The sequence below is a fragment of the Arthrobacter sp. LjRoot14 genome (assembly GCF_964253905.1).
Taxonomy (GTDB): domain Bacteria; phylum Actinomycetota; class Actinomycetes; order Actinomycetales; family Micrococcaceae; genus Arthrobacter.
Genome location: NZ_CAXURL020000001.1, coordinates 1,247,667 through 1,271,067, shown reverse-complemented (window position 1 = coordinate 1,271,067; position 23,401 = coordinate 1,247,667). Strand labels below are relative to the sequence as shown.

General features: G+C 66.5%; 21 protein-coding genes. 7 read left to right on the top strand and 14 right to left on the bottom strand.

Annotated features, from left to right (window positions below):
- Positions 1-111 precede the first annotated feature (111 nt).
- Entirely contained in the window at positions 112-2,364 is a 2,253-nt protein-coding gene (locus ACSQ12_RS05855) for a hypothetical protein (protein ID WP_436064698.1), read from the top strand.
- Positions 2,365-2,377: 13 nt separating this feature from the next.
- Here ACSQ12_RS05855 and ACSQ12_RS05850 read toward each other — a convergent pair whose 3' ends face one another.
- From ACSQ12_RS05850 to glyA, 10 genes are all read right to left on the bottom strand, one after another.
- Positions 2,378-3,478 carry a YihY/virulence factor BrkB family protein gene (locus ACSQ12_RS05850; RefSeq protein WP_436064697.1) on the bottom strand — a complete coding sequence of 367 codons (1,101 nt, stop codon included), beginning with the start codon at positions 3,476-3,478 and terminating at the stop codon, positions 2,378-2,380.
- Entirely contained in the window at positions 3,408-4,019 is a 612-nt protein-coding gene (locus ACSQ12_RS05845) for a 2'-5' RNA ligase family protein (protein WP_436066941.1), read from the bottom strand. Before ACSQ12_RS05845 ends, ACSQ12_RS05850 begins: the two co-directional genes overlap by 71 nt.
- A gap of 94 nt (positions 4,020-4,113) precedes the next feature.
- Positions 4,114-5,157, bottom strand: a complete 1,044-nt coding sequence (gene trpS / locus ACSQ12_RS05840; RefSeq protein ID WP_011690983.1) for a tryptophan--tRNA ligase — start codon at positions 5,155-5,157, stop codon at positions 4,114-4,116.
- A gap of 20 nt (positions 5,158-5,177) precedes the next feature.
- Entirely contained in the window at positions 5,178-6,011 is an 834-nt protein-coding gene (locus tag ACSQ12_RS05835; RefSeq protein WP_436064696.1) for an exodeoxyribonuclease III, read from the bottom strand.
- 10 nt (positions 6,012-6,021) lie between these two features.
- Complete coding sequence (locus ACSQ12_RS05830) at positions 6,022-6,585, bottom strand: hypothetical protein (RefSeq protein ID WP_209746664.1); 564 nt, start codon at positions 6,583-6,585, stop codon at positions 6,022-6,024.
- A 58-nt stretch (positions 6,586-6,643) separates the two neighbouring features.
- Positions 6,644-7,492: an ABC transporter permease gene (locus ACSQ12_RS05825; protein WP_436064695.1), complete on the bottom strand. Its 849-nt coding sequence runs from the start codon at positions 7,490-7,492 to the stop codon at positions 6,644-6,646.
- The gene (locus ACSQ12_RS05820) at positions 7,489-8,373 is read right to left on the bottom strand and encodes an ABC transporter permease (protein WP_436064694.1); all 885 of its coding nucleotides are present in this window, start codon (positions 8,371-8,373) and stop codon (positions 7,489-7,491) included. The genes ACSQ12_RS05825 and ACSQ12_RS05820 overlap by 4 nt, the downstream gene beginning before the upstream one ends.
- A complete protein-coding gene (locus ACSQ12_RS05815; protein ID WP_209748558.1) occupies positions 8,366-9,289 on the bottom strand; it encodes an ABC transporter ATP-binding protein in 924 nt (307 codons plus the stop codon). Before ACSQ12_RS05815 ends, ACSQ12_RS05820 begins: the two co-directional genes overlap by 8 nt.
- A 247-nt stretch (positions 9,290-9,536) precedes the next feature.
- Positions 9,537-10,445: a bifunctional methylenetetrahydrofolate dehydrogenase/methenyltetrahydrofolate cyclohydrolase gene (locus ACSQ12_RS05810; RefSeq protein WP_436064693.1), complete on the bottom strand. Its 909-nt coding sequence runs from the start codon at positions 10,443-10,445 to the stop codon at positions 9,537-9,539.
- Between the two features lie 8 nt (positions 10,446-10,453).
- Entirely contained in the window at positions 10,454-11,761 is a 1,308-nt protein-coding gene (glyA, locus tag ACSQ12_RS05805; RefSeq protein WP_307800715.1) for a serine hydroxymethyltransferase, read from the bottom strand.
- A gap of 291 nt (positions 11,762-12,052) precedes the next feature.
- Between glyA and purU the strand changes: the two genes are divergently transcribed.
- Together purU and ACSQ12_RS05795 are read left to right on the top strand one after the other, a co-directional pair.
- Entirely contained in the window at positions 12,053-12,913 is an 861-nt protein-coding gene (purU, locus tag ACSQ12_RS05800; RefSeq protein WP_436064692.1) for a formyltetrahydrofolate deformylase, read from the top strand.
- Between the two features lie 12 nt (positions 12,914-12,925).
- Positions 12,926-13,615 (top strand): class I SAM-dependent methyltransferase, encoded by a 690-nt coding sequence (locus ACSQ12_RS05795; RefSeq protein WP_436064691.1) that lies wholly within the window; start codon positions 12,926-12,928, stop codon positions 13,613-13,615.
- A 70-nt stretch (positions 13,616-13,685) separates the two neighbouring features.
- Here ACSQ12_RS05795 and ACSQ12_RS05790 read toward each other — a convergent pair whose 3' ends face one another.
- Positions 13,686-14,237: a DUF2231 domain-containing protein gene (locus ACSQ12_RS05790; protein WP_436064690.1), complete on the bottom strand. Its 552-nt coding sequence runs from the start codon at positions 14,235-14,237 to the stop codon at positions 13,686-13,688.
- A 195-nt stretch (positions 14,238-14,432) separates the two neighbouring features.
- On the opposite strand from ACSQ12_RS05790, the gene ACSQ12_RS05785 reads away from it, so the two are divergent.
- Positions 14,433-14,954, top strand: a complete 522-nt coding sequence (locus ACSQ12_RS05785; protein ID WP_436064689.1) for a gamma carbonic anhydrase family protein — start codon at positions 14,433-14,435, stop codon at positions 14,952-14,954.
- On the opposite strand, the gene ACSQ12_RS05780 is transcribed toward ACSQ12_RS05785, so the two are convergent.
- Positions 14,951-16,681, bottom strand: a complete 1,731-nt coding sequence (locus ACSQ12_RS05780) for a flavin monoamine oxidase family protein (RefSeq protein ID WP_436064688.1) — start codon at positions 16,679-16,681, stop codon at positions 14,951-14,953. The two genes, ACSQ12_RS05785 and ACSQ12_RS05780, sit on opposite strands and share 4 nt — an antisense overlap.
- The gene (locus tag ACSQ12_RS05775) at positions 16,678-18,213 is read right to left on the bottom strand and encodes an amino acid permease (RefSeq protein ID WP_436064687.1); all 1,536 of its coding nucleotides are present in this window, start codon (positions 18,211-18,213) and stop codon (positions 16,678-16,680) included. The genes ACSQ12_RS05780 and ACSQ12_RS05775 overlap by 4 nt, the downstream gene beginning before the upstream one ends.
- Before the next feature lie 102 nt (positions 18,214-18,315).
- On the opposite strand from ACSQ12_RS05775, the gene alr reads away from it, so the two are divergent.
- On the top strand, positions 18,316-19,524 hold the full coding sequence (gene alr / locus ACSQ12_RS05770) for an alanine racemase (RefSeq protein WP_436064686.1): 1,209 nt from the start codon (positions 18,316-18,318) through the stop codon (positions 19,522-19,524).
- Entirely contained in the window at positions 19,505-21,187 is a 1,683-nt protein-coding gene (locus ACSQ12_RS05765; RefSeq protein ID WP_436064685.1) for a PucR family transcriptional regulator, read from the top strand. The genes alr and ACSQ12_RS05765 overlap by 20 nt, the downstream gene beginning before the upstream one ends.
- On the opposite strand, the gene ACSQ12_RS05760 is transcribed toward ACSQ12_RS05765, so the two are convergent.
- Positions 21,085-21,963, bottom strand: coding sequence for a carbon-nitrogen hydrolase family protein (locus tag ACSQ12_RS05760; RefSeq protein WP_436064684.1), 879 nt, complete (start codon positions 21,961-21,963; stop codon positions 21,085-21,087). The genes ACSQ12_RS05765 and ACSQ12_RS05760 overlap by 103 nt on opposite strands.
- A gap of 225 nt (positions 21,964-22,188) precedes the next feature.
- Between ACSQ12_RS05760 and ACSQ12_RS05755 the strand changes: the two genes are divergently transcribed.
- Complete coding sequence (locus ACSQ12_RS05755; RefSeq protein ID WP_209746686.1) at positions 22,189-23,379, top strand: ROK family transcriptional regulator; 1,191 nt, start codon at positions 22,189-22,191, stop codon at positions 23,377-23,379.
- The last annotated feature ends 22 nt before the right edge of the window (positions 23,380-23,401 follow it).

Genomic DNA, 23,401 nt, shown 5'->3' with positions numbered 1-23,401 from the left:
CGGATTCTTTCCCATCCACGGACGGCTTCCCGTACCGACGAAGCCGAGACGCACCTGACCGGATCAGAACCAGCCGCAGTCACAGCAGACAGCATCAGGAGGGCGTGCATCGTGCACAGCCAGAGCATCAGCGACCGATCGGAATCCGCCACCACACCCGCCGTGGCCATCGACAGGAAAGCACTCGTCCGCCGGCACAACGTCCGGCAGGACCATCTCGATCCGCAAAGCCCGGTGTCCGTCGGCAACGGGGAGTTCGCCTTCACCGTGGACCTGACCGGACTGCAATCGCTGCCGGATGCATACCCGGTGGGGGCACGCGGTGACTTGCCGCCGGGAACACTGCTCGGCACGCAGGCGCAGTGGGGATGGCATGCCAGTCCTCCTCCCCACCCGTACGGGCTCGCCGGATCGACGGTCCTCTACGACTCGCCCCGTGGACCGGTTCCGTACGTGGACATGGCCGGCGACATCGTCAATGATCGCGAGACGGACACCTCCCGGGCAGAAACCTGGCTCCGGGCCAACCCCCACCGCCTCGACCTGGCACGCATAGGCTTCCGCTGGATGGACGACGGGTCAGAGCGGACCCTCACCGCAGCCGACTTTTCCGGAACCGGGCAAACGCTCGATCTGTGGACGGGAGTAGTGACCAGCCGCTTCACGCTGGCCGGCCACCCGGTGTCGGTCACCACCGCGTGCCACCCCGATCGCGACGAACTCGGGGTCCGGGTGGAATCATCCGCTCTCGCCAAGGGCCTGACGGTTGGCGTCAGCTTTCCCTACGGCTCAGAAGCGTGGCACGACGCCGCCGACTGGAACCGCGAGAACGCCCACAGCAGCTTCCTGGAGGGTCCGGACGCGCCGGCCGCGGATCCCGGAGCGGCCAGTTGGACGGTCCGCCGCCAACTCGACAACGCCCGGTACCACGTGGTGATTTCGGGGCGGGACGTGAGCGTGCAACAGACCGGCCCTCACGGCTTCCGGATCGTTCCGGAGGCACCGGGTGGCCGGGACAATCCTGACGTTCTAGATCTCTCCATCGGCTTCATCTCCGCCGGAGACGGCGACTGCATTCCACGGGGCAACAACAGGCTGACGCGGGCAGCCTCCACACCGGGACGGGGAGCTGCAGGCGGGACCGCCGTCGGGCTTTCCACGGGCAGCAGTGTCATCACCGCGTCGGAGGCCTATTGGCCCCGGTTCTGGACCTCGGGCGGGGCAATCGAGCTTGCCGCGACCGACGATCCCAGGGCGAAGGAGCTGGAGCGGCGGATCGTCCTCTCCCAGTACCTCACGGCCATCAACTGCTCGGGGTCACTGCCGCCGCAGGAAACGGGGCTGGTCTGCAATTCCTGGCGCGGCCGCTTTCACCTGGAAATGCACTGGTGGCACGCGGCGCACTTTGCCCTCTGGAACCGCTCGGAGCTCCTGCTTCCGTCGCTGCGGTGGTACTCCACCGTCCTGGAAAGCTCGCGCCGGACCGCAAAGGCCCAGGGATTCGACGGCGTTCGCTGGCCGAAGCAGGTAGGCCCCGACGGCAGGGAGAGCCCCAGCCCCATCGGGACATTCCTGATCTGGCAGCAACCGCACCCAATCCACCTGTCCGAACTCGCCTACCGGGCAAACCCCTCCCGGGACGTTCTGGAGGAGTTCGCCGAGATAGTCTTCGAATCCGCCGCCTTCATGGCCAGCTTCGCCCACCCGACGGCCCGCGGGTTCGAACTGGGGCCGCCCCTGGTTCCCGCCCAGGAAAGCTACGGGTCGATGCGTGCCACGGTCACGAACCCCACCTTCGAGCTTGCCTACTGGCAGTGGGGTCTCAGGGTCGCATCCGAGTGGCGCGAACGGCTGGGGCTCGAACCCGTCGGAGCCTGGACAGAAGTTGCCGACGGCCTGGTGTCCCCGCGCATCGTCAACGGCGTCTACGCCGCGATCGATGTGGAACCCTTCACGATCCGCACCGACCACCCCTCGATGCTCTGCGCATTGGGGGTCCTGCCGCAGACCGACCTGATCGACAAGGACATCATGCGGGCAACGCTCGCCGACGTCCTGGCCGGCTGGGACTGGGGCAGCACGTGGGGCTGGGACTACCCGGTCATGGCCATGACCGCCGCCCGCCTCGAAGACCCGGAGACCGCCGTCGACTCCCTGCTGCTGGCTGCCGGCAAGAACGTTGCGCTCCCCAACGGCCATAACCGCCAAACGGATTCCCTGCCGCTCTATCTGCCCGGCAACGGCGGGCTCCTTGCCGCCGCGGCATTGATGGCGGCAGGCTGGGACAACGGCCCCGGGCGGCATGCCCCGGGATTCCCGGCCGACTGGACGGTGGCCTGGGAGGGATTGGTGGCTGCGCCTTAGGCTGCGGCGCCCGTCAGGTCTGGGGAGGCAGGCGGCGCGAACCCAGGACCCTCTTTCGGGGTAGCTCCGAAGTCTTCAGGTCCTCTTCCCTGATGACCGACCAGGACGCTGACACCAAATAGACCTGACTGACCAGGTTGAACCAGATGAGCAGCCCGATGATGATCGCGAACGGTGCGAGAATCGGGTTGCGTCCGGCGCTGGCGAGCAGCTCAGTGCTGAAAATCTGGAGCACAGTGGTTCCCACAGCCGACAGGATGGTTCCTTCAAGCAATGCCCGCCGGGTAAGTTTCAGGCCCGCCGCCAGCCGGAACATGATCAGGGCGGTCACCCAGCCAAGGGCCAGTGGCACGCCCACTTTGATGGCCGTGGTCAGCGGCCAGGCCATCACCGGGTCCAGGTGCAGCTGCTCAGTGACCCACCCGGCTGCGGTGCCGAAAATCAAGGAGGCGGCGGCACTCAGCACCAGTGCGACGCCAAGCAGCAGCAAGGTACCGACGTCCCGCAGTATCTGCAGGACCGGGTTAATCCCCCGCGGGCCGAGCTGCATCATGCCCCGCACACCGTCGCGGATGCCGCTGATCCAGCCCAGGGCGGTGAAAACCGTCACCACCGCGGCGATCACGGCGGCCCAGCCCAGGCCGGAAGGGTTCAGCAGCTCGTAGGGATCCACCAGTCCCTCGCCGCCGTCGACCTTCATCAGACCCGGCGCAGCCTTGGCCACGCTCCTGATCACCTGGTCCAGCAGGGCCGGCTGCCCGCTGAGGACGAGGCCGGCCAGCGAAATGCCGGTGGCCAGCAGACCCGTGATGGAGAAGAACATCCTGAAGCCGATACCGGCCGCCATGAGCGGACCGTGCTGCAGGTTGTAGTGCTGGAACGCACGCATGGGACGGAAAGCATTGAGCCGCGCAAGCAGCCACTGGAACATGGCGGACAGGCCGGCCGCGCCGCCGCTGCCGGACCTGCGCGCCTTGCTCCACTCGACCTTCTTCCGGCTCACTTCCAGCTTCAGCCGGGCGCGCTCCGTGGGAAGCGGAGGCTCAGTTGCCGTCTGGGCCGCCTGAGCCGTCTTTGCCGGACGCGCCTCGGGTGTGGTCAGTTTCGATGCCAAAGTCGAGTTCTTCCCGTAGCTGCCAAATGCCGTTGATGTCATGCTCGTACAGCCCCATGCTAACCACAGGGAATGTGGCCCGGTAATCCTTGAGCACCGTTTCGGCCTCATCCAGGCTCTCCGGCGGCACATCGTGGGCAATGGTCACGTGCGGGTGGTAGGCAAACGGCAGCTCGCGTTCCAGCGGCCCGGTCTGCAGCTGTTCGTGCAGGTTCACGCAGTGGCCGAAGCCGTCTTCAACGTTCAGGAAGACCACCGGGGACACGGGACGAAATGAGCCCGTCCCCGCAATGGTGACCGTAAACGGTTCCTGCCTGCGTGCAATTTCGCGGACATGGCTTCGGGTGGCCTCCCAGTCCTTGGTGGGCGTGGTGGTGACCAGCGTGATGTGCGCGGGAATGACGCCGGCCATGGGGTCCCCGAACGAGGCCCGCCAGCGCTGCAGTTCCTGGGCAATATCCGGCGGGAAGCCCAGGATGACACCAACGCTCATCTCGTCGGTCCGGGTCTGGCGCTTACGCGGCGCTGTGCCCCGGACCATGGCAGCGTCATCATTGGCGTCAACGAATTTTCCCTCTCCGCGGTATGCAGGGGAGTCTTCGTTTGCAGTGACTTTGCTGGCTGATGACATGGGCCTAGCGGACTCCTGCGAGGGTGAGGGACGGCAGGAAGCCCATGCGCTCATAGACCTGTCCGAGCGTCACGGAGGCAATTTCCCGGGCACGTTCGGCACCCTGGGCCAGCAGCCGGTCCAGTTCAGCCGGATCCGCCATCAGTTCATTGGTCCGGTCCCGGAGCGGCGTGATGAAGTCCACCATAACGTCCGCGAGGTCCTTCTTGAGGTGGCCGTACATCTTGCCCTGGTATTCGGCTTCGAGCTCGGGCACGGACTTCCCGGTGAGCGTCGAGTAGATGGTGAGGAGGTTGGAAACCCCCGGCTTGGCTTCGGCGTCGAACCGGATTTCCGTTCCGGTGTCAGTCACCGCGGACTTGATGCGCTTCGCGGCGATCTTGGGGTCCTCCAGGAGCTGGATGGAACCGTGGGGCGACCCGCCTGTCTTGGACATCTTGGCAGTCGGGCTTTGGAGGTCGTAGATCTTGGCGGTGGCCTTGAGGATCGTGGCCTCGGGCACCGTGAACGTGTGGCCAAAGCGGGTATTGAAGCGCTGGGCCAGGTTTCTGGTCAGCTCCAGGTGCTGGCGCTGGTCCTCGCCGACCGGGACGAGGTCGGTCTGGTACAGGAGAATGTCCGCGGCCATCAGGGTCGGGTAGGCGAACAGGCCCAGGGTTGCGGAGTCCGCCCCCGACTTCTGCGTCTTGTCCTTGAACTGCGTCATGCGTGAGGCCTCGCCGAAACCGGTGATGCAGTTCAGCGCCCAGGCCAGCTGCGCGTGCTCGGGGACATGGGACTGGACGAAGAAGATGCTCTTGTCCGGGTCGATCCCCGCCGCAATGTACTGGGCAGCCACCACACGGGTGCGCTTGGCCAGTTCCGCCGGTTCGAAATCAACGGTGATGGCGTGGAGGTCAGGAATGAAGAACACGGCGTCGTATTCAGCCTGCATGTCTACCCAGTTGCGGACGGCGCCGATGTAGTTGCCCAGGTGCAGCGAGTCCGCTGTGGGCTTGGCACCGGAGAGGATGCGTTTCTTGGTCACCGTGGAAGTCGAGCTAGTCATTGTGAGAAAAACCTTCGGGCTTAGAGCTGGTAGTCCACTACCAGCGGTGCGTGGTCGGAGAAGCGGGTGTCCCATGACGGTGCCCGGTCCACTGTGGCCGAAATGGCTGCGGCGGCGAGGGCGGGAGTGGCCATGTGGTAGTCGATGCGCCAGCCTGTGTCGGTATCAAAGGCCTTGCCGCGCTGGGACCACCAGGTGTAGGGGCCGTCGACGTTTCCCGCCAGGCCCCTGTGGACATCCCTCCATCCGATGTCTTCGCCGAAGAAGCGGTCAAAGTACGCACGTTCCTCGGGGAGGAAGCCCGCCCGCTTGACGTTGCCCTTCCAGTTCCTGATGTCCAGCTCCGTGTGGCCCACGTTCAGGTCACCCACCACGAGGGCGTGGTCGCTGTGCTTTGCCAGCTCGGGAAGGCGGCTCTCCATGACGTCCAGGAAGCGGAACTTGTCGTCCTGCTTGGGGGTCCCGGCCTCGCCGGAGTGAACGTACGCACTCACTACCGTCAGCTGGACCGGGGCGCCGGCGGCGTCCGTAACGCGGAAGTCCGCCTCGACCCAGCGGCCGGCGGTGGCAAAGTAGTCGTCCCCGATGTGCGGACGGGTGGCCAGCGGCTCGGTGCGGGAGGCAATGGCCACGCCCGCGCGGCCCTTGGCTTCGGCTTCTTCATGAAGGACGAACCAGCCCTCGCCCAGGAGCTCACGGACGATTTTGTCCGGCGCCCTGACCTCCTGCAGGCAAAGGATGTCCACCTCGCGTGGCTCAAGCCACTCCGCCATGCCGTTCCGGTAGGCAGCGCGGAGGCCGTTGACGTTGACTGATGCGATGCGAAGGTGGTCCTTCTTCAATGCCGAGCTCACCCGCTCCACTCTAGTCGATGATGGTTCCGCTGACAGGTTCGTCAGCACCACCGGAGGACTTGATCATGTCCCTGGCATTGGTGGCCGTGATTTCGATGGTTTCCAGGGCGCGGCGGATGGTGTCCTGGTCCGCGGCGGCATCCTTGGCCCGTTCCTGCTCGACGACGCGCACCTGGACCTGGACGATCTTGAAGGAGTGGTCCAGCTTCATGTCACGGACCTCTTCAGATTCACTGCGGGTCCGGACCAGGCGGGTGCCGCCGTGGTCTGCACTGCCCGACGACGGCGCGCGGCCGGTCGCGGCGTTGAAGGCGTTCTGCGCCTCGTTCAGCTTGGCGGTCGCCTTCTTCGCTGCCTTCTGGATGCTGAAGACGACGAACGCTGCCAGCGCGAGCCAGAAGCCGGCAATAACCGCCACAACCCAGCCGACGACGTCGTTCTGGTTGGCGGCAAAGATGACGGCCACCACGAAGGCGACGACAAACACCATCATTCCCGGGCCGCTGATTCGCAGCATGGAGAACCCGCCCTTGGCCGGGTTGGACGCAGAGTGAGGGTTACCCAAAGTTCGCATGGGTCCATTGTCTCAAATGCCGAAGCGGGCAAGTGGACGCTTCCACCCGGGGCGAACGTTACTTGAGGAACAGCTTGCGCAGGCGCCCGGCGGTAAGCATGACACCCAGCACGATCATCACGAGGTAGTACCCGACGTGGATGGCGGTTGCAGGGGTGAATATCCCCACGCTGATCTGCCGGAGCAGCTCCACGCCGTGCCACAGCGGCATGGCCTGGATCAGCCACTGGATGTACTGCGGGTAGACGCTCAGCGGGTAGAACGTGGCGCTGAAGAGGAACATCGGCAACATCACGAAGTTGATCCAGTCCATCTGCTGGAAGGTCTTCATGAAACTGGTGATCCCCATCCCGAAGCTGGCGAAACCGAAGGCGATCAGCACTGACGCGGGAATCATCAGGATGGCCCACGGTGTGGTGATCAGGCCCATGACGCCCATGACGGCGGTGAACCCGGTGGCGTACAGCAGGCCCCGCAACAAAGCCAGGAAGATCTCCCCCATCGCCACGTCCAGCGGGCCCAGCGAGGTGTAGAGCATGCCCTGGTACAACTTGGCGAAGTTCATCTTGAAGAAGACATTCCACGTGGAGTCATACACGGCGCCGTTCATTGCGGACACCGCCAGGAGCGCAGGTGCAATGTAGGCGGCGTAACTGATTTCCTGGCCGCCGGGCCCCTGGACGGCCCCCACGATGGCGCCCAGACCCACCCCCATGGAGATCAGGTAGAGCACCGGCTCGAAGAAGCCGGAGAGCATCACCATCCAGTTGCTGCTCTTGGTGGCCATCAGGCCCCGGGCTATGACGGCCTTGACGTTGCGCGAGTACAACGGCCCGAAATGGCGGTTCCGCGCCGCCTCGGCGACGCTGTGGCCTCCCGGGTCGCGACTTTCGGCCAGGATGCTCATTGCCCCAGCCTCCTGACGAACTGGCGTTTGGTGAGCATCCATCCCGCGACGGCGAGGCCCACCAGGAAGACGAGGTGCAGGATGGTGAGCAGCGGTGGTTCCTCATAGCCATAGCTGAAGACGCGGCCCAGTTCGGTGCCGTGCCAGATCGGGGATATCCAGCCGATCCACCGCACCGCGAGGGGCAGGCTGTCGAGCGGGAAAAAGGTTCCGGAAAAGAGGAACAACGGTGTCACGACAAACCTCATCACCATGGCGAACTGGCCTTTGTCCTCCTTGATGGAGGCGGCATAGGCCATCAGCGGCAGGCCGAAGGAGAGCCCTGCCAGGGTGGCGACCAGGATGGACACCCAGCCCCAGCCGCTGGGTGAGGCACCGAAGAGCGCCACCACCACGAAGTAGATGGCGGACTGCAGCAGGAACCGCAGGGTCACGGCCATGATGTGGCCGGACGCGATCTGCTCAGGCGTGAGCGGGGAGGCATGCGGCCCGTAGTAGACGCGCCGCCATTTGAAGCCGTCCATGACCGGGAACGTGAATTCGTTGGCGGCCGTCATGACCGCCGCGGAGATCAACAGCGCAGGGGCGATGAATGCCAGGTAGCTGACCCCGCCGAACGCGGCAGCGCTGCTGGTATCCACGAGCGTGGCCAGGCCCACCCCCATGGCGAACAGATAGGCCACGGGCTGGCCTACGCCGTACATCACGATGGTCCAGCCGTAGCCCTTCATGACGCGAAGGACCTGCTCGGCGTAGTAGAAGGATCCCCAGCGGCGGGCCCGGGCAGCTGACACGGCCGGCGAATGGGCGCGCAGCGCGGCAGGTCCGGCAGCTCCGCGGCCTCCGGCGTCTGCCACGGAAGGCGCGGCGTGCTCAGTCAACGAGGCTCCTACCGGTGAGGCGGAGGAAGACATCCTCCAGAGATGACCGCCGCACCAGCGACGTGAGCGGGCGCAGGCCGCGGGCAGACACCTGCTCCAGCGCCGCCTCGCCGTCGTGCGCGTAGATCAGCACGCGGTCCGGTAGCGTCTCCAGCCGTTCTCCGATTCCCTCAAGTTCAGCACCGATCGTGGCATTCCGTTCGGAACCGAAGCGCAGCTCCAGGACTTCCCGGGTGGAGTATTCACGGATCAGGCTCGACGGCGAGCCCTCCGCCATGATGCGTCCCTTGTCCACCACGATAAGGCGGTCGCACAGCTGTTCCGCCTCGTCCATGTAGTGCGTGGTGAGGATGAGCGTGACTCCCTGTTCCTTGAGCCGGAAGAGCCTGTCCCAGAGGATGTGCCGGGCCTGCGGGTCCAGACCGGTGGTGGGCTCGTCCAGCAGCAGGATCCGCGGTTCGTTGATCAGCGAGCGCGCAATGGTCAGCCGCCGTTTCATGCCTCCGGAGAGGGCGTCTACCTTGGATTTTGCCTTGTCCGTGAGCTGGGCAAACTCCAGCAGTTCATCGGCCTTGGGCCTCAGGTAGCTCATGGGCAGTCCGAAGTAACGGCCGTAGACCAGCAGGTTGTCGCGGACCTTGAGCTCTTCGTCGAGGTTGTCCTGCTGAGGCACAACGCCAAGGTGTGCGCGGACTTCCGGGCCGTGGCTTTCCGGATCCAGCCCCATGATGGAGAGGTTTCCGGAGGTGCGCTGGGAAACCCCGCCGATCATCTTCATGGTGGTGGACTTGCCTGCCCCGTTGGGGCCAAGCAGTCCGAAGGCCTCGCCGGCTGGAACGCTGAACGAGATGCCGTCGACGGCGGTGACGTCGCCGTACGTCTTGGTGAGGTTTTCGGCGGTGATGACGTACTGCATCTGGTCGCCCCGGTGCTGGCTGCGGGATTGTTTGTTGGATAGTTCTTCGTTGGACACAAGTTCAGGCACCCACACAACGTTAGTACGCACGTTCGAACAAAGAAAGAGTTGGGTCTCAAAAAATCCATTCGATGTGGATTGCCGGCAAGCGCCCCGGGGTAGTGCCGCAAGGCCTCCCTTTAAAACCTGCAGGGCGCCTGCTCCCTGGGGAGCGGGCGCCCTGCGGCGTTCCTTCAAGATGCCAGGCCTAGGCGGTCCCGGCGCTTTCCGCCGCCAGTTTGCGTTCCGCGGCTTCGACCACGTTGGTCATCAGCAGCGCCACGGTCATGGGACCGACGCCGCCGGGGTTCGGCGAAATCCAGCCCGCTACCTCGGCAGCTGCGGGATCGATGTCTCCGTGGACCTTGCTCTTGCCCGTCTCAGGATCCGTTTCACGGGTGACGCCGACGTCGAGCAGTGCCGCACCGGGCTTGACGTCCGCAGCCTTGACGATGTGCTTGGCACCTGCCGCGCCCACAATGACGTCCGCCTGCCGCAGGAGTTCCGAGAGGTTCTCGGTCCCTGTGTGCGTCAGGGTCACAGTGGCGTTCACGGACCGCCGGGTGAGCAGCAGCCCGATCGTGCGGCCGATCGTGACACCGCGGCCGACCACAACGACGTGCTTGCCGGAGAGGCTGTAACCGTTGCGTTCCAGGAGCTCGATGACGCCGCGGGGCGTGCACGGCAGCGGCGAGGTGATCTCGCCGCTGACATTGAGCACCAGCCGGCCAAGGTTCGTCGGGTGCAGTCCGTCGGCATCCTTGGCGGGGTCAATCCGTTCAAGGATGGCGTCGGTGTCCAGGTGCTTGGGCAGCGGCAGCTGCACGATGTAGCCGTGACAGGCTGGGTCCGCATTGAGTTCGTCAATGAGGGCCTCAACCTGGGCCTGGGTGGCATCCGCCGGAAGCTCACGCTGGATCGAGTTCATCCCGATCTCTACGGACTGCTTGTGCTTCATGGACACGTACAGCTGCGAGGCAGGGTCTGCGCCCACGAGCACGGTGGCAATGCCCGGAGTGACTCCGCGGGCCTTCAGCTTGGCGACACGCTCAGCCAGCTCGGACTTGATGGCGGCAGCGGCGGCCTTTCCGTCAAGGATCTTCGCGGTCTGCGCCATGGACGGGTTCACCACTGCTCGTGCTGCGGGTACAGCGGGAAGTCGGCGGCGAGCTTGTCCACGCGGGCCTGCAGGGCTTCCACGTCGGTGGCGGAGCCGGCCTTCAGGGCGGTGGCGATGATCTCCGCAACCTCGGTGAATTCCTCGGCGCCGAAGCCGCGGGTGGCCAGGGCGGGAGTACCGATGCGCAGGCCGGAGGTGACCATCGGCGGGCGCGGATCGAACGGAACGGCGTTGCGGTTCACGGTGATTCCCACCGAATGCAGGAGGTCCTCCGCCTGCTGGCCGTCCAGCTGCGAGTTGCGCAGGTCCACCAGGACCAGGTGCACGTCGGTGCCGCCGGTCAGAACGGAAACCCCGGCCTCGGCGACGTCGGCCTGGTTCAGGCGGTCGGCGATGATCTTGGCGCCTTCGAGGACGCGCTCCTGGCGCTCCTTGAATTCAGCAGTGCCGGCGATCTTGAAGGCAACGGCCTTGGCTGCGATGACGTGCATGAGCGGTCCGCCCTGCTGACCCGGGAAAACGTTGGAGTTGAGCTTCTTGGCCCATTCCTGCTTGGCCAGGATCACACCGGAACGGGGGCCTGCGAGGGTCTTGTGCACGGTGGAGGTGACGACGTCGGAGTGCGGCACCGGGCTGGGGTGCAGGCCTGCGGCGACGAGGCCGGCGAAGTGCGCCATGTCGGTCCAGAGGAGTGCACCGACTTCGTCGGCGATGGAGCGGAAGGCTGCGAAGTCCAGGTGGCGCGGGTAGGCGGACCAGCCGGCGATGATCACCTGGGGCTTCTCGGCGATTGCCTGTTCACGGAGTTTGTCCATGTCGACGCGGAAGTTGTCCTGCTCCACCTGGTACGCGGCTACCTGGTACAGCTTGCCGGAGAAGTTGAGCTTCATGCCGTGCGTCAGGTGGCCGCCGTGGGCCAGGGAGAGGCCCAGGATCTTGTCACCGGGGGTGATCATGGCGGAGAGCGCTGCTGCATTGGCCTGTGCACCGGAGTGCGGCTGGACGTTGGCGTACTCGGCGCCAAACAGGTCCTTGACGCGGTCGATCGCCAGCTGCTCGGCGATGTCCACGTATTCGCAGCCGCCGTAGTAGCGGCGGCCCGGGTAGCCCTCGGCGTACTTGTTGGTCAGGACGGAGCCCTGGGCTTCCATCACGGCGCGCGGGGCGAAGTTTTCGGAAGCGATCATTTCCAGGGTGCCGCGCTGGCGGCCAAGCTCCTGGTCAAGTACGGCGGCGATCTCGGGGTCGAGCTCAGCCAGCGGCAGGTTACTGACGGTCGAGGAAGTGCTGACGGAAGTCGGTGAAGTGGTCACGAAGAACTCCTGGCTAGGGATGGGCGCTGCTAAGGTCAGGCTACCGGCTGTGACGCGGCTCCGCCCCTTGGTTACGGGCAAGGCAACGCCAGGGTGTGGCAGTGGTTAAACTGCCGTCCGGCAAAACATGACCCTCGGCCCAGGCGTACGATCCGTGGTCTTCGTCAGTGCCGCTCCCTGATGGTTAGCCATCCAACGCCAGTTGCGACCGGTTAAGACTATCAAAACCCTTCCGAATTCCGTCGGAATCCCGTTGAGGGCGCTGCCTCCGGCGCGGGTAGGCTGTTCTTCGTGACTGAAGACCAGCTTTCCTCCGCTTACGTACTGACCCTCTCCTGCCCCGACCGGCCCGGCATCGTGCATGCCGTAGCGGGCGCACTGCTTGTGGCCGGATGCAACATTACGGACTCGCAGCAGTACGGCAGCCAGACCACCGGCACGTTCTTCATGCGGGTGGAGGTCACCACTGCCGCTTCGCAGTCAGACGTCCACGCTGCGCTGGAGCCGGTGGCCGTGGCCTTCGGCATGGAGTGGAGCCTGAACCCCGCGGGCCGGAAGGTCCGGACGCTGCTGATGGCAAGCAAGTCTGCCCACTGCCTCAACGACTTGCTGTTCCTCCAGCGCTCCGGCACGCTCCCCATCGAAATCCCAGCCATCGTGTCCAACCACGAGGACCTGGCCGGGCTGGCGGAGTTTTACGGCATTCCCTTCCACTACATTCCGGTCACCGCTGACACCAAGGTCCGGGCCGAGGACCAGCTGCGGAAGATCATCGCAGAGGAAGACATCGAGCTGACCGTGCTGGCCCGCTACATGCAAATCCTTTCCAACGAGCTGTGCACCGAGCTCACCGGCAAGGCCATCAACATCCACCACTCGTTCCTGCCGTCCTTCAAAGGTGCGAAGCCGTACCACCAGGCCCATGCCCGCGGCGTGAAGCTGATCGGCGCCACTGCGCACTACGTCACGGCTGCGCTGGACGAAGGGCCCATCATCGAGCAGGAAGTCATCCGTGTGGACCACCGCCGCACGGCAGAACAGTTTGTGCAGATGGGCCGGGACGTGGAAGGCCGCACCCTGGCCCAGGCCGTCCAATGGCACGCCGAGCACCGGGTGCTGCTGGACGGAAACCGCACGGTCGTCTTCAACTAGGCCGGGCAGGACGTGACGGCGGCCAGCGGGGACCCCGGAGCGCAGCACCCCGGCCGGGAGGACCGGCTGGCCGCGTTCTACAACCAGCGCGCCGTCCTTCATCCGGAGCACCCGCTGACACCCCAGCGGGTGCAGCAGCGGGAGCGGTTCATTGCTCGCCTGAAAGCCGAAGGCAGGCACGCCGTGCTGGAGATCGGTTCGGGTCCGGGGATCGACGGGCTGAAGTTCGTCCAGGCCGGCATCCACTACACGGGCGTGGACATCTCCGAAGAGCAGGTGCGCATCGCCACGGCCAAGGGACTGAATGTCTCGGTCGCCAGCACGCGGAACCTGCCCTTCGCCGACGGCGTCTTCCCGGCGGTGTGGACCATGAGCACCCTGCTGCACATCCCCAACACGGACATCGACGACGTCGTCCGCGAACTGGTGCGGGTGGCCGCGCCGGGGGCGCCGATCGCCGTCGGGCTCTGGTCCGGGGACGATGAAGAGGTGATCAACCCCGAAGACGAGATCCAGCCGCCGCGGTTCTTCAGCCGGCGCAGTGACGCGGCGCTCCGGCGGATCTTCGGCCGGCACGGCGAGATTGAGGAATTCGTCACGTGGCCGGAGGGCACAGGGGCGGAATCCGGCCCGGGTGCCGGCCACTGGACGCAGCACTACCAGTTCCTGATTCTGCGCACTCCCCCGCCCCAACCCAAGTAGCTCGCAGTTAACGTCGCGAAATCCGCGAATGACGACGTTAAATGCGAGTCAGTTGGGGAAAGCGGCGGGCCTAGGTTCCCCTGCGCGCACTACCCATGTATCCGCCCAGGAGGGCGCCCGCGATCACCACGAGCGCCCCGAACCTCGCCAGCCCGACGCCCAGCCTGCGCTTGCCCCGGAGCCGGGCAGCCCAGGATCCGGCGAAGATCAGCACGGCCGCGGCGTTCAAGCCTGCATGGACGATGCCAACCCGCTGCGTTCCCCGGCCGGCCAACGCCCACTCGGCCCATCCTGACAGCGCGGTGGGCACGGCTGAGATGACGCCGAGGCCCATCAGGCGGGTTGCCGCCCGCTGGGTCCCTTCATCCGGGTACAGGTCCAGGAACATGGCCATGAACCATGCGCCGAAAGGCACGTCTGTGAGGATGCCGTGCAGTGGTATTCCGGTTGCATCGCCGTGGAGGAAGCTGCGGACTCGCTCGTTCTGGACCAGGCGGCCGGCCTTCGGCTCGGCAACCCGGACGGCCGGGTCAAGGGCCTCCAGCTGCTCAATCCGCCACATCAAACGGCGGAACCGGCCGGCCCCGCCCCCTCCGGTCTTCCGCAGGTGAAGTCCTTGCAACTGCAGACCTTGAAGGTCCAAACCCCGTAGTTCCATGGCCCAATCGTAGTGAGACGCGGCAGCGGCGTCACTAGGCACAAAGTCCGTTGGCGCACCGGCAACTGGCTGGTCCGGCCCGGGAGTTTTTGTCCAGATAATCGCCTCAAACGACCCTTTTGGTCCCGCTATCTGGACAAAAACTCCTAGGCTGGGCTCATGGCTCCTCTATATCCTTTCGCCGGCACCAGCCCGGACGTCCACCCTTCCGTTTTCGTCGCCCCCAGCGCATCAGTGATCGGCAACGCCACCCTCGCCGAGGACGCCAGCGCGTTCTACGGCGTCTCGGTGCGCGCGGACACGGCCGCCATCACCGTGGGCGCGGGCAGCAACCTGCAGGACAACGTGGTGCTGCATGCCGACCCGGGATTCCCCTGCAGTGTCGGCGCCCGCGTCAGCGTGGGGCACAGCGCCGTTGTGCACGGCTGCACCGTTGAGGATGACTGCCTCATCGGCATGAGCGCAACCATTCTGAACGGTGCGGTGATCGGCGCCGGCTCGCTGGTGGCGGCCGGCGCCGTGGTGCTCGAAGGAACCGTCGTCCCGCCTCGCTCCCTGGTGGCCGGCGTTCCGGCCAAAGTCCGGCGTGAGCTCACCGACGAGGAGTTCGACGGCGTGAAGCGCAACGCCGCGCACTACCGCGAACTCGCGCGGGCGCACCGGGAGCTCCACGCCGGCTAGTCCAGACTGATCGGCCCCATCGCGTCCAGCAGCTCCCCCGGCCCCGGGTTCCCGGCCGCTGACCGGCCGCCGAGGTGGTTCACGACGCCCCACACCGCGTTGAGGCCAGTGGTGACGGCGCCTTCGGCCCAGCCGGCAGTGAAGGAAACGTCGTCGCCGGCCAGGAAGATTCCGCGCTGGGATTCCGGGAGCCTGTCCTGCTTGAAGTGGGTGAACAGCCGCTGCTGGTACCGGTAATGCCCGGGCAGGTTTGCCTTGAAAGCGCCCATGAAGTTGGGGTCCGCCTCCCAGGAGACCGTGATGGGCTGGCCGATGATGTGGCCGGCGATGTCCACGCCCGGGTAGATCTGTTCCAGGGAGTGAAGCATGAGCTCCACCCGCTGGTCCGCGTCCAGCGCGAGCCACTTCAGGGCGTCGTCGTTCCAGGTGTAGGAGAGCAGGATCACGGCGGGCTTGTCCGGCCCGTTATCCAGCAGGTAGGTGGCACGGTTCAGCCGGTCCGTCAGGGTCATGGACAGGACGTCGCGGCCGGTGTCCGGGTCGATGTCCTTCCAGAACGGGCGGTCCACCATCACGAACGTCTTGGAGGACTGCATGTAGTGCGAACGTTCGATCGCCGTCCACAGCTCCGCCGGGAACAACGCCTCCTCGGTGTGGATCCGGGTGGACAACAGCCAGGACTGGCACGTGGTGACGACGGCCGCGTAGCTCGCTTCCCTGCCCCAGCGTTCGCGGAGGCGGAGATCGCCGTTGGCGTCCCGGCTGATCCGGTCCACGGCACCGCGCGGTGAGCCTGAATGCAGGGACGCCAGTGACGTCCCGTCCGGCCAGTGGGCCATGCCCGACGGCGTGTGCTGCCACAGTGCCTCGGGGAGCCGCTGCGCTCCCCCGGCAATGAGGCGGTGCTGGTCATCGGCGTCCGTATATACGACGCGCAGGATTTCGAGGATGGAGTTGGGGAAGTCGGTGTCCCAGCCGCCGGTGCCGAATCCCACCTGCCCGAACGCCTCGCGGTGCGCGAAGCCCGCTTCCTTAAAGGACTCACTGGCCGCGATGAAGCCGTAGAACGTCTGTTCGTCCATCAGGGGCAGGAGCTCGTTCCAGATCTCCTTGATCCTGGCTGTGTCCCGTGCCCGGATGGCCTCCTGCATCTCAGTGAACATGGCGCCGTCGTTCACTGCGGCCTTCCAGGCGTCGGCCACTTCACGGAAGAACGGCGGCAGGTCCGCCGGTGTGCTCGCGTAGTGCTTCTGTCCGGCCAGTTCGATGACGGTGCTGGAGGTGGCCGCGGCCAGCGGGTTCGGGAACTCCTGGGTCTGCAGGCCCAGCAGGTCCACGTAGTGGTAGAACGCCTTGCCGGACACCGGGAACCGCATGCCGCCGAGGTCAGCCACCACGCCGGGGGCTGACGGGAAGCTGGCAGTCCGTAGCCGGCCGCCGATCTGGTCCGCTTCGTAGATGACCGGGCGGAGGCCCAGCTTCATCAGTTCGTAAGCCGTGACCAGGCCTGACAGGCCCGCGCCGACCACTGCCACTTCGGTTCCGTACAGCTCGGGCGGGACGGAGCCGAGGCCGTCCGGGTGGGCCAGGTAGTGGTCATAGCTGAAGGGGAAGTCCGGGTTCAGCATGGTGATGGGGGCGTCGGCTGCCCGCGCCGCTGCGGAGGCAGCTTCCGGGCCCGGGGCCGGAGCGGGATCGTTGGCCGGCAGTTCGGTGGCGATGGTCATGAAAGGTCTGCCTTCGTCGGTTCGGGGGTGGACAGGGTTGAAGCTTGGGGCCCGCTCAGTTCACGGTATTCCTCGTGGCCCAGCGCCGCCACCCTGGAGTTCTTCCGGCCGTAGCCGAAGTAGGCGGCCAGGCCCACCAGCATCCAGATGCCGAACACCGCCCAGGTGTCGGCGCCGAGGTTGGCCATCAGGTAGGCGCACATGAGGGCACCGAGGATGGGCGTCAGTGGGAACAGCGGCACGCGGAAGGTGCGCTTGAGTTCGGGCCGGTTGCGGCGCAGGTAGATGACGGCGACGTTGACCAGGGCGAAGGCGAACAGCGTTCCGATGCTGGTGGCGTCCGCGAGGTCGCCAAGCGGCACGAGCCCGGCGGTGAGGGCCACGAGGACGCCCACGATCACGGTCCCGGCCACCGGAGTGCCCGTGCGCGACGAAACTCGTCCAAAGATCCTGGGGATGAGGCCGTCGCGGGCCATGGAGAGCAGGATGCGGGTCTGGCCGTAGAGGACGGTCAGGACGATGCTGGCGATGGCCAGGACGGCGCCGACGGCGAAGACCAGTGCGATCCAGGGCTGCCCGGTGGTTTCCTCGAGGATCTTGACCAGGGCCGCCTCGGTGCCGTCGAACCAGCCCCAGGGACGGGCGCCGATGGCGGCGACAGCCACGAGGACGTAGATGGTGGTGACGATGACCATGGAGAGCATGATGGCGCGCGGCAGGTCCCGCTTGGGGTTGCGGGCTTCCTCACCGGCGGTGGAGGCGGCGTCGAAGCCGATGTAGGAAAAGAAGACTGTCGAGGCGGCGGCGGAGACACCGGCGGCACCCATCGGCAGGAGTGGTTCGAAGTTGCCTGCGTTGAAGGCCGTGAAAGCCACGGCGCAGAAGAAGAGGAGGATTGCCACCTTGACCACCACGATCGCGGTGTTGATCCAGGCGCTTTCCCGGGCGCCGCGGGCCAGCAGGATGGTGGCCAGGACCACGATGACCATGGCCGGGATGTTCATGATGCCGCCGTCGCCGGGCGGCTGCGAAACGGCGTCCGGCAGTACCTGGCCGAACACGGCCAGGGTTTCGTTCACGTACTGGCCGGCGCCGACGGCCACAGCGGCCACTGACACCGCATATTCCAGCACCAGGCACCAGCCGCAGATCCAGGCCATGCCTTCGCCCATGGTGGCGTAGGTGTAGGAGTAGCTGGATCCTGCCACCGGGACCAGGCCGGCCATCTCGGCGTAGGAGACGGCGGAGAGCAGGGCAGCCAGGCCGGCGATGGCGAACGAAATCCAGATGGCCGGACCGGCCAACGGCACCGATTCACCGAGGATGACCAGGATGCCGGTTCCCAGCGTGGCGCCCACGCTGATCATGGTCAGCTGCAGGACTCCGAAGCTGCGGACCAGCTTGGTCCCGACGTGGCCGTTTTCAACCTCGCTGACCATCTGGCCGATCGGCTTGCGGCGCAGCAATTGCGCGGCAAGGCCCGGACGGCGGGCAGCTGCCGGCGGCCGGCCGGTGAGTGTAGGCACAGTCATCATTGACGTCCGTTCGTGAGTAGTTATCGGCTTTCCCCTGGACCAGCTTAGGTTTGTGAGCCACCTCTCACCGTTGTGCAAAATGCCCTATAGTGTTCTGGCATGAGACTTAATGCACACGTGGAGAGCGCTCAGAACGCGGCTCTCACCGGGCAGGTCAGCGTTGACCTCTCGGCCATTTCGGACAATATCCGCACCCTCCGCCAGCGGTCTGCGGCCCCCCATTTCATGGCCGTGGCGAAGGGGAACGCCTACGGCCACGGACTCGTTGACGTCGCCCGGACGGCGCTCTCCGCCGGTGCCGACTGGCTGGGGACGGCCCAGCTGCACGAGGCCATCGCCCTGCGCCGGGCCGGCATTACCGCCCCGGTGTTGTCCTGGCTGTACCTCGCGGCGGCCTCGAGCGAGACGATCCGTGAAGCGCTGGAGTACGACGTCGATGTCTCGCTGGGCAGCGTCGCCCAGCTCGACGTTGTGGCCGGCATCGCGCGCCGGCTGGGCCGTCCCGCCGTCGTCCATCTTGAACTCGACACGGGCCTCAGCCGCGGCGGAGCGCGGGCGGAGGACTGGGCGGAGCTGGTGGCTGCTGCGCGGGCGGCGGAGCGTGACGGCACACTCTCGGTGCGGGGTATCTGGACCCACCTGGCCTGGGCCGATGTTCCCGCGCACCCGGCAAACCTGGCGGCAGTGGACGCTTTCGAAGAAGCCGTCCTTGCGGCCAGGGCGGCAGGGCTGAAGCCGGTGCTGCGGCACGTCTCGAGTTCGGCCAACATCCTGGACCGCCCCGAATTCGCGTTCGACATGGTGCGGGCCGGCCTGGCGTTCTACGGGCTCGCTCCGGCGGGCCACCTGGCCCCGGGCGACTTCGGCCTGCGCCCCGCCCTGACCGTGACGGCGCCGGTGGTCCTGGTCAAGAAAGTGCCCGCCGGGACTGGCGTGAGCTATGAACACCAGGCCATCACGCACGAGCCGCGGTACCTGGGGCTGATCCCGCTGGGCTACGCGGACGGCATCCCGAAGGGCATTTCAGGCCGCAGCCTCATCCTCCTGGGCGGGCGCCGGGTTCCGGTGATCGGCAAGGTCTGCATGGACCAGTTCATGGTGGACCTGGGCCCGGATGCCAACGGCGTGGCCGTTGGTGACACAGCCGTGCTATTTGGCGATCCGCGCACCGGGGCGGCGAGCGCCGATGACTGGGGCGCAGCGATCGGCAGCCACGGCGACGAGATCATCAACCGGATCGCCCCGCGCCTGCCCCGGGCCTACGAGTGCCCCGACTACCAGGAAGCCGGTGCTCCCGTTGGCGCCTGAGGCCACCGCCGAGCGGCTCGGCTTCGTCACGCTGGAGCAGTTCCTGCAGAAGCTGCCGGCGGAGTTGAAGATACTCCACGACGGCGGCAACGGTGCCGGGATGCTCCGCTGGGTGGAGCCCAGCGAACTGGAGGACCCCACGCCCTACCTGCTTGACGGCGAGTTCATCCTCACCGCAGGGCTGCCCTTCCTCGGTGACGGCGGCAGCGAGGCGAAGGTGGATGCCTACGTCCAGCGGCTGGTTGGCGCCGGGGTGGGGGCCCTGGGGTTTGGGCTGGAACCCTACTTCGATGCCGTGCCCCAGACCGTTGTAGCGGCCTGCCGGCGCCACAACCTGACTCTCGTGGAGTTTCCCAAAACTGTTCCGTTCGCCGCCATCGGGCTGGAATTCTCGCAGCTGCTGGAGTCGGATAACGCCAGGGTGTTCCGGCAGCTCGCGGACACCAACCGGCAGCTGATGCGGGCGGTCCTCTCGGCCAGGCCGGAACACGAACTGCTGGCGGCGCTGGTGCAGCGGGTGCCGGTCTGGGCGCTGCTCGTCGGAGCCGACGGCCGCATCCGCGCCCGGTCCGCGGGCGGCAACGGCGGGGGCGCCGCCGTCGAACTTTCCGCCCTGCAGCCGCTGCTGAAAAGGCTACTGGCCGGCAGTGGGCCCCGCGTGGAAATGGAGCAGCTCGAGGAACCGGGGTCCACTGTGGTGTTCGGCCATCCGCTCCGCAGCACCCGGGACGCCAATCTCGGCGCCCTGGTCCTGGGCTCCAACGGTCCGCTCACCCCGGCGCAGAACAGCGTGGTGTCCTCCGTCGTGGGGTTGCTGGAACTGCTCGTGCGGCAGCGGACCAGCGGCTCGCTCGCACCAAGCCAGCTTGCGACGGCGCTGCTGCTGCACCCGGACAGCGTCGCCTCAGGCGGCACGAAACACGTCAACGGCCTCAAAGACCTCCTGGCGCAGAGCATGTCCTCCACGCGCTCGGCACCGCTCCGGGTGGTCCAGGGTGTGAAGGCGGAAGCCGGCGGCCCGGCGGGCGAAAGCCCCGTGCGGGAACTGCTGCAGTGGCGCCGGATGTTCGACACCAAACTCGTCGAGATCACCGACTACGGTTTCGCAGCCATCACCCGCCTCAAAGTGGACGAGGCCTTGCTCGCCGAAACGGAGGCGCTCGGCTGGCGCCTGGTGATCGGCGATGCCACGGAGTTCCACGGGCTGTCCTCTGCGTACCGTCGGGTCACCTCCCTGCGGGCGCGGGTTCAAGCAACCGGCCGGAGCGCCCGCGTGGACGAGGTGACCTGGTCCGTGGCCGGACTGCTCGGCCGCGAAGCCGGGACCATGCTTGCGGCCCGGCTGCTGGAACCGGTCCTCAGCCAGGAGGATCCCGAGCGGCGGGCCGGACAGCTGGCGGTACTGCGGACATGGCTGGGCGCGAACGGGAGCTGGGACGCCACGGCCAAAGCCATGGGCCTGCACCGCAACAGCGTCCGCCGCCAGATCAACGCCCTCGCCGAGCTATTGGACACCGACCTCAATCAGGCCCAGGTACGGGCGGAACTCTGGTTCGCCCTTCAGTACGTGGACGAACCTCCGGCCCCGGCCTCCCCCGCTGCCGCCGGCCTGGCAGACGCCGCCAACCCGGCCTCCGGAACACCCGATTCCCAGTCGCGGTAGAGATCCGGCCGGCGCTCCCGGAGGTACGGCACTACCTCCCGCGCGTTGCGGGCGCTTGCTGCGGACACCTCCGCGAAAAGCAGCTCCGGTGCCGGACCGGCCGCGGCCAGCAGGGAGCCGTCGGCACCGGCGATGACACTCCCGCCCAGGAACTCGCAGCCATCCTCCTCCCCTGCATGGTTTGCGTAGGCCACGGTCAGCTGGCTCTCCAGTGCCCGGGCCCGCAGCAGGATCTGCGGAACGGAATCAAACCCCTGGGCCAGCGCCGTGGGAACCAGCAGCAATTCGGCGCCACGGGTTGCGGCGGCACGCACCGCTTCGGGGAATTCGACGTCGTAACAGATCACCATGGACGTCTTGATCCCGTGGAAATCCACGACGGCGGGAGGTTCGGACGCGGGGCTGAACGCCTTGCGCTCCTCCGCACCGAACAAGTGCACCTTGGCGTAGTTCAGCAGTTCAGCGCCGTCATGGTCCACCAGGGTGGCAGTGATATGCCACCGCCCGTCTGCGGTGACGGCGGGCAGGCTGTAGACCAGCGCGATCCCGTTCCGCCGGGCGATGTCTGCCAGCTTCCGGCGAATCGACGGAAGCCGGGCCGGGTCCAGCCCGTCCCGGACCCGGAGGGGCGCATAACCCACCGGGAACAGTTCCGGAGTGAGCAGCACCCGGGCGCCGGCGGCGGCCGCCGTCCGGGCGGCGTTATCCACCGCACCGCAGTTGGCTTCCACATCAAGTACGGCGGCGTTCGCCTGCAGGAGTGCCAGCAGCACCATTACCACCTCTATAGTCTCCGGGGCGGCCGCGAAACGTGCGGACCACCCTGCCTTGCAGCCTCTTCCTACCAGCGTAGCCAGGGTGCAGACTGTGCCCTAGGTGCATTTCCACCTGGCGACCGTGGCCCGCGGTGCGGATCGTCCGCGGCTGCGGCCAGGGCACCACGACTGCGCCTTGCGTTAACTTCTTGACTACAACGGTGCAGATGGTGCACGCTTCATTGCATGCCCTCAACACCGCGCTCAACGAGGAGCCGAACCAAAAACCCCGGGTCACAGTCCGCATTGAGGCACCTGAACCAGCAACGGATCATCGAGTGCCTGCTGAACGGTCCGTCCACCCAGGCTGAACTCGCCCGGCAGACCGGCCTGTCCACGGCCACGGTCTCCAACATCGTCAAAATCATGCAGGACGCCGGGCTGGCGTCCACGGAACCGATCACCAGTTCCGGCCGTCGGGCACTGAATGTCCGCCTCAACAGCAACGGCGCAGTTGCCGTTGGCATCGACTTCGGCCGCCGGCACCTTAGGGTGGTCCTGGCGACGCTGAGCTACCACATCATCGCCGAGGAATCGGTGCTGCTGCCGCTGGGCCACCACGCCGACGAAGGCATCCGGGCCGCCGTCGAACTCCTTGCCAAGCTGTTGGACGAGAGCGGCGTGGAACGCAGCGCCGTGGTGGGCGCCGGCGTCGGAATCCCCGGCCCGATCGACCGCCGGACGGGCACCGTGGCGCAAGGCGCCATCCTCCCCGAGTGGGTGGGCATCAACATCCTGCAGCACCTCGAGGACACCCTGAATTTCCCCGTGTTTGTTGACAACGACGCCAATCTCGGCGCCCTGTCCGAGGTCACATGGGGCCCCCATAGCGGCATCAGCAACCTGATGTTCCTGAAGATCGGCTCGGGCATTGGTGCCGGGCTGATCCTCAACGGCGCCCCGTACTACGGCAACGTGGGCATCACCGGCGAAATCGGCCATGCCACCATCCATGAACACGGCCTCATCTGCCGCTGTGGAAACCGGGGGTGCCTGGAAACCATCGCCTCCACCACCACCATGATCGAGCTCCTGGGCCGCGGCGAGGAGAAGCCTCTCAGCGCCGAGGACATTGTCCGCAAGGCGCTGGAACGGGACTCCGCAACGCTCCGGGTCATAGACGACGCAGGCCTGGCTGTGGGCCGCGCCCTGGGCAACGTGGCCAACCTCATCAATCCGGAAGTAATTGTGGTGGGCGGTCCGCTGGCCGGCCTGGGAGACCTGCTCCTGGACCCGATCAGGCGGGGCCTGATCCGGCACGCAGTGCCCGTCATCGGCGAGACCACCACGCTCACCATGTCCTCGCTCGGGGACCGGGCCGAGGCGCTCGGTGCGGCCGCCCTGGTCTTCCAGCACGCGGGAATCCGGCGCTCCTGAATCTATTCGTTATCGGCCCGTT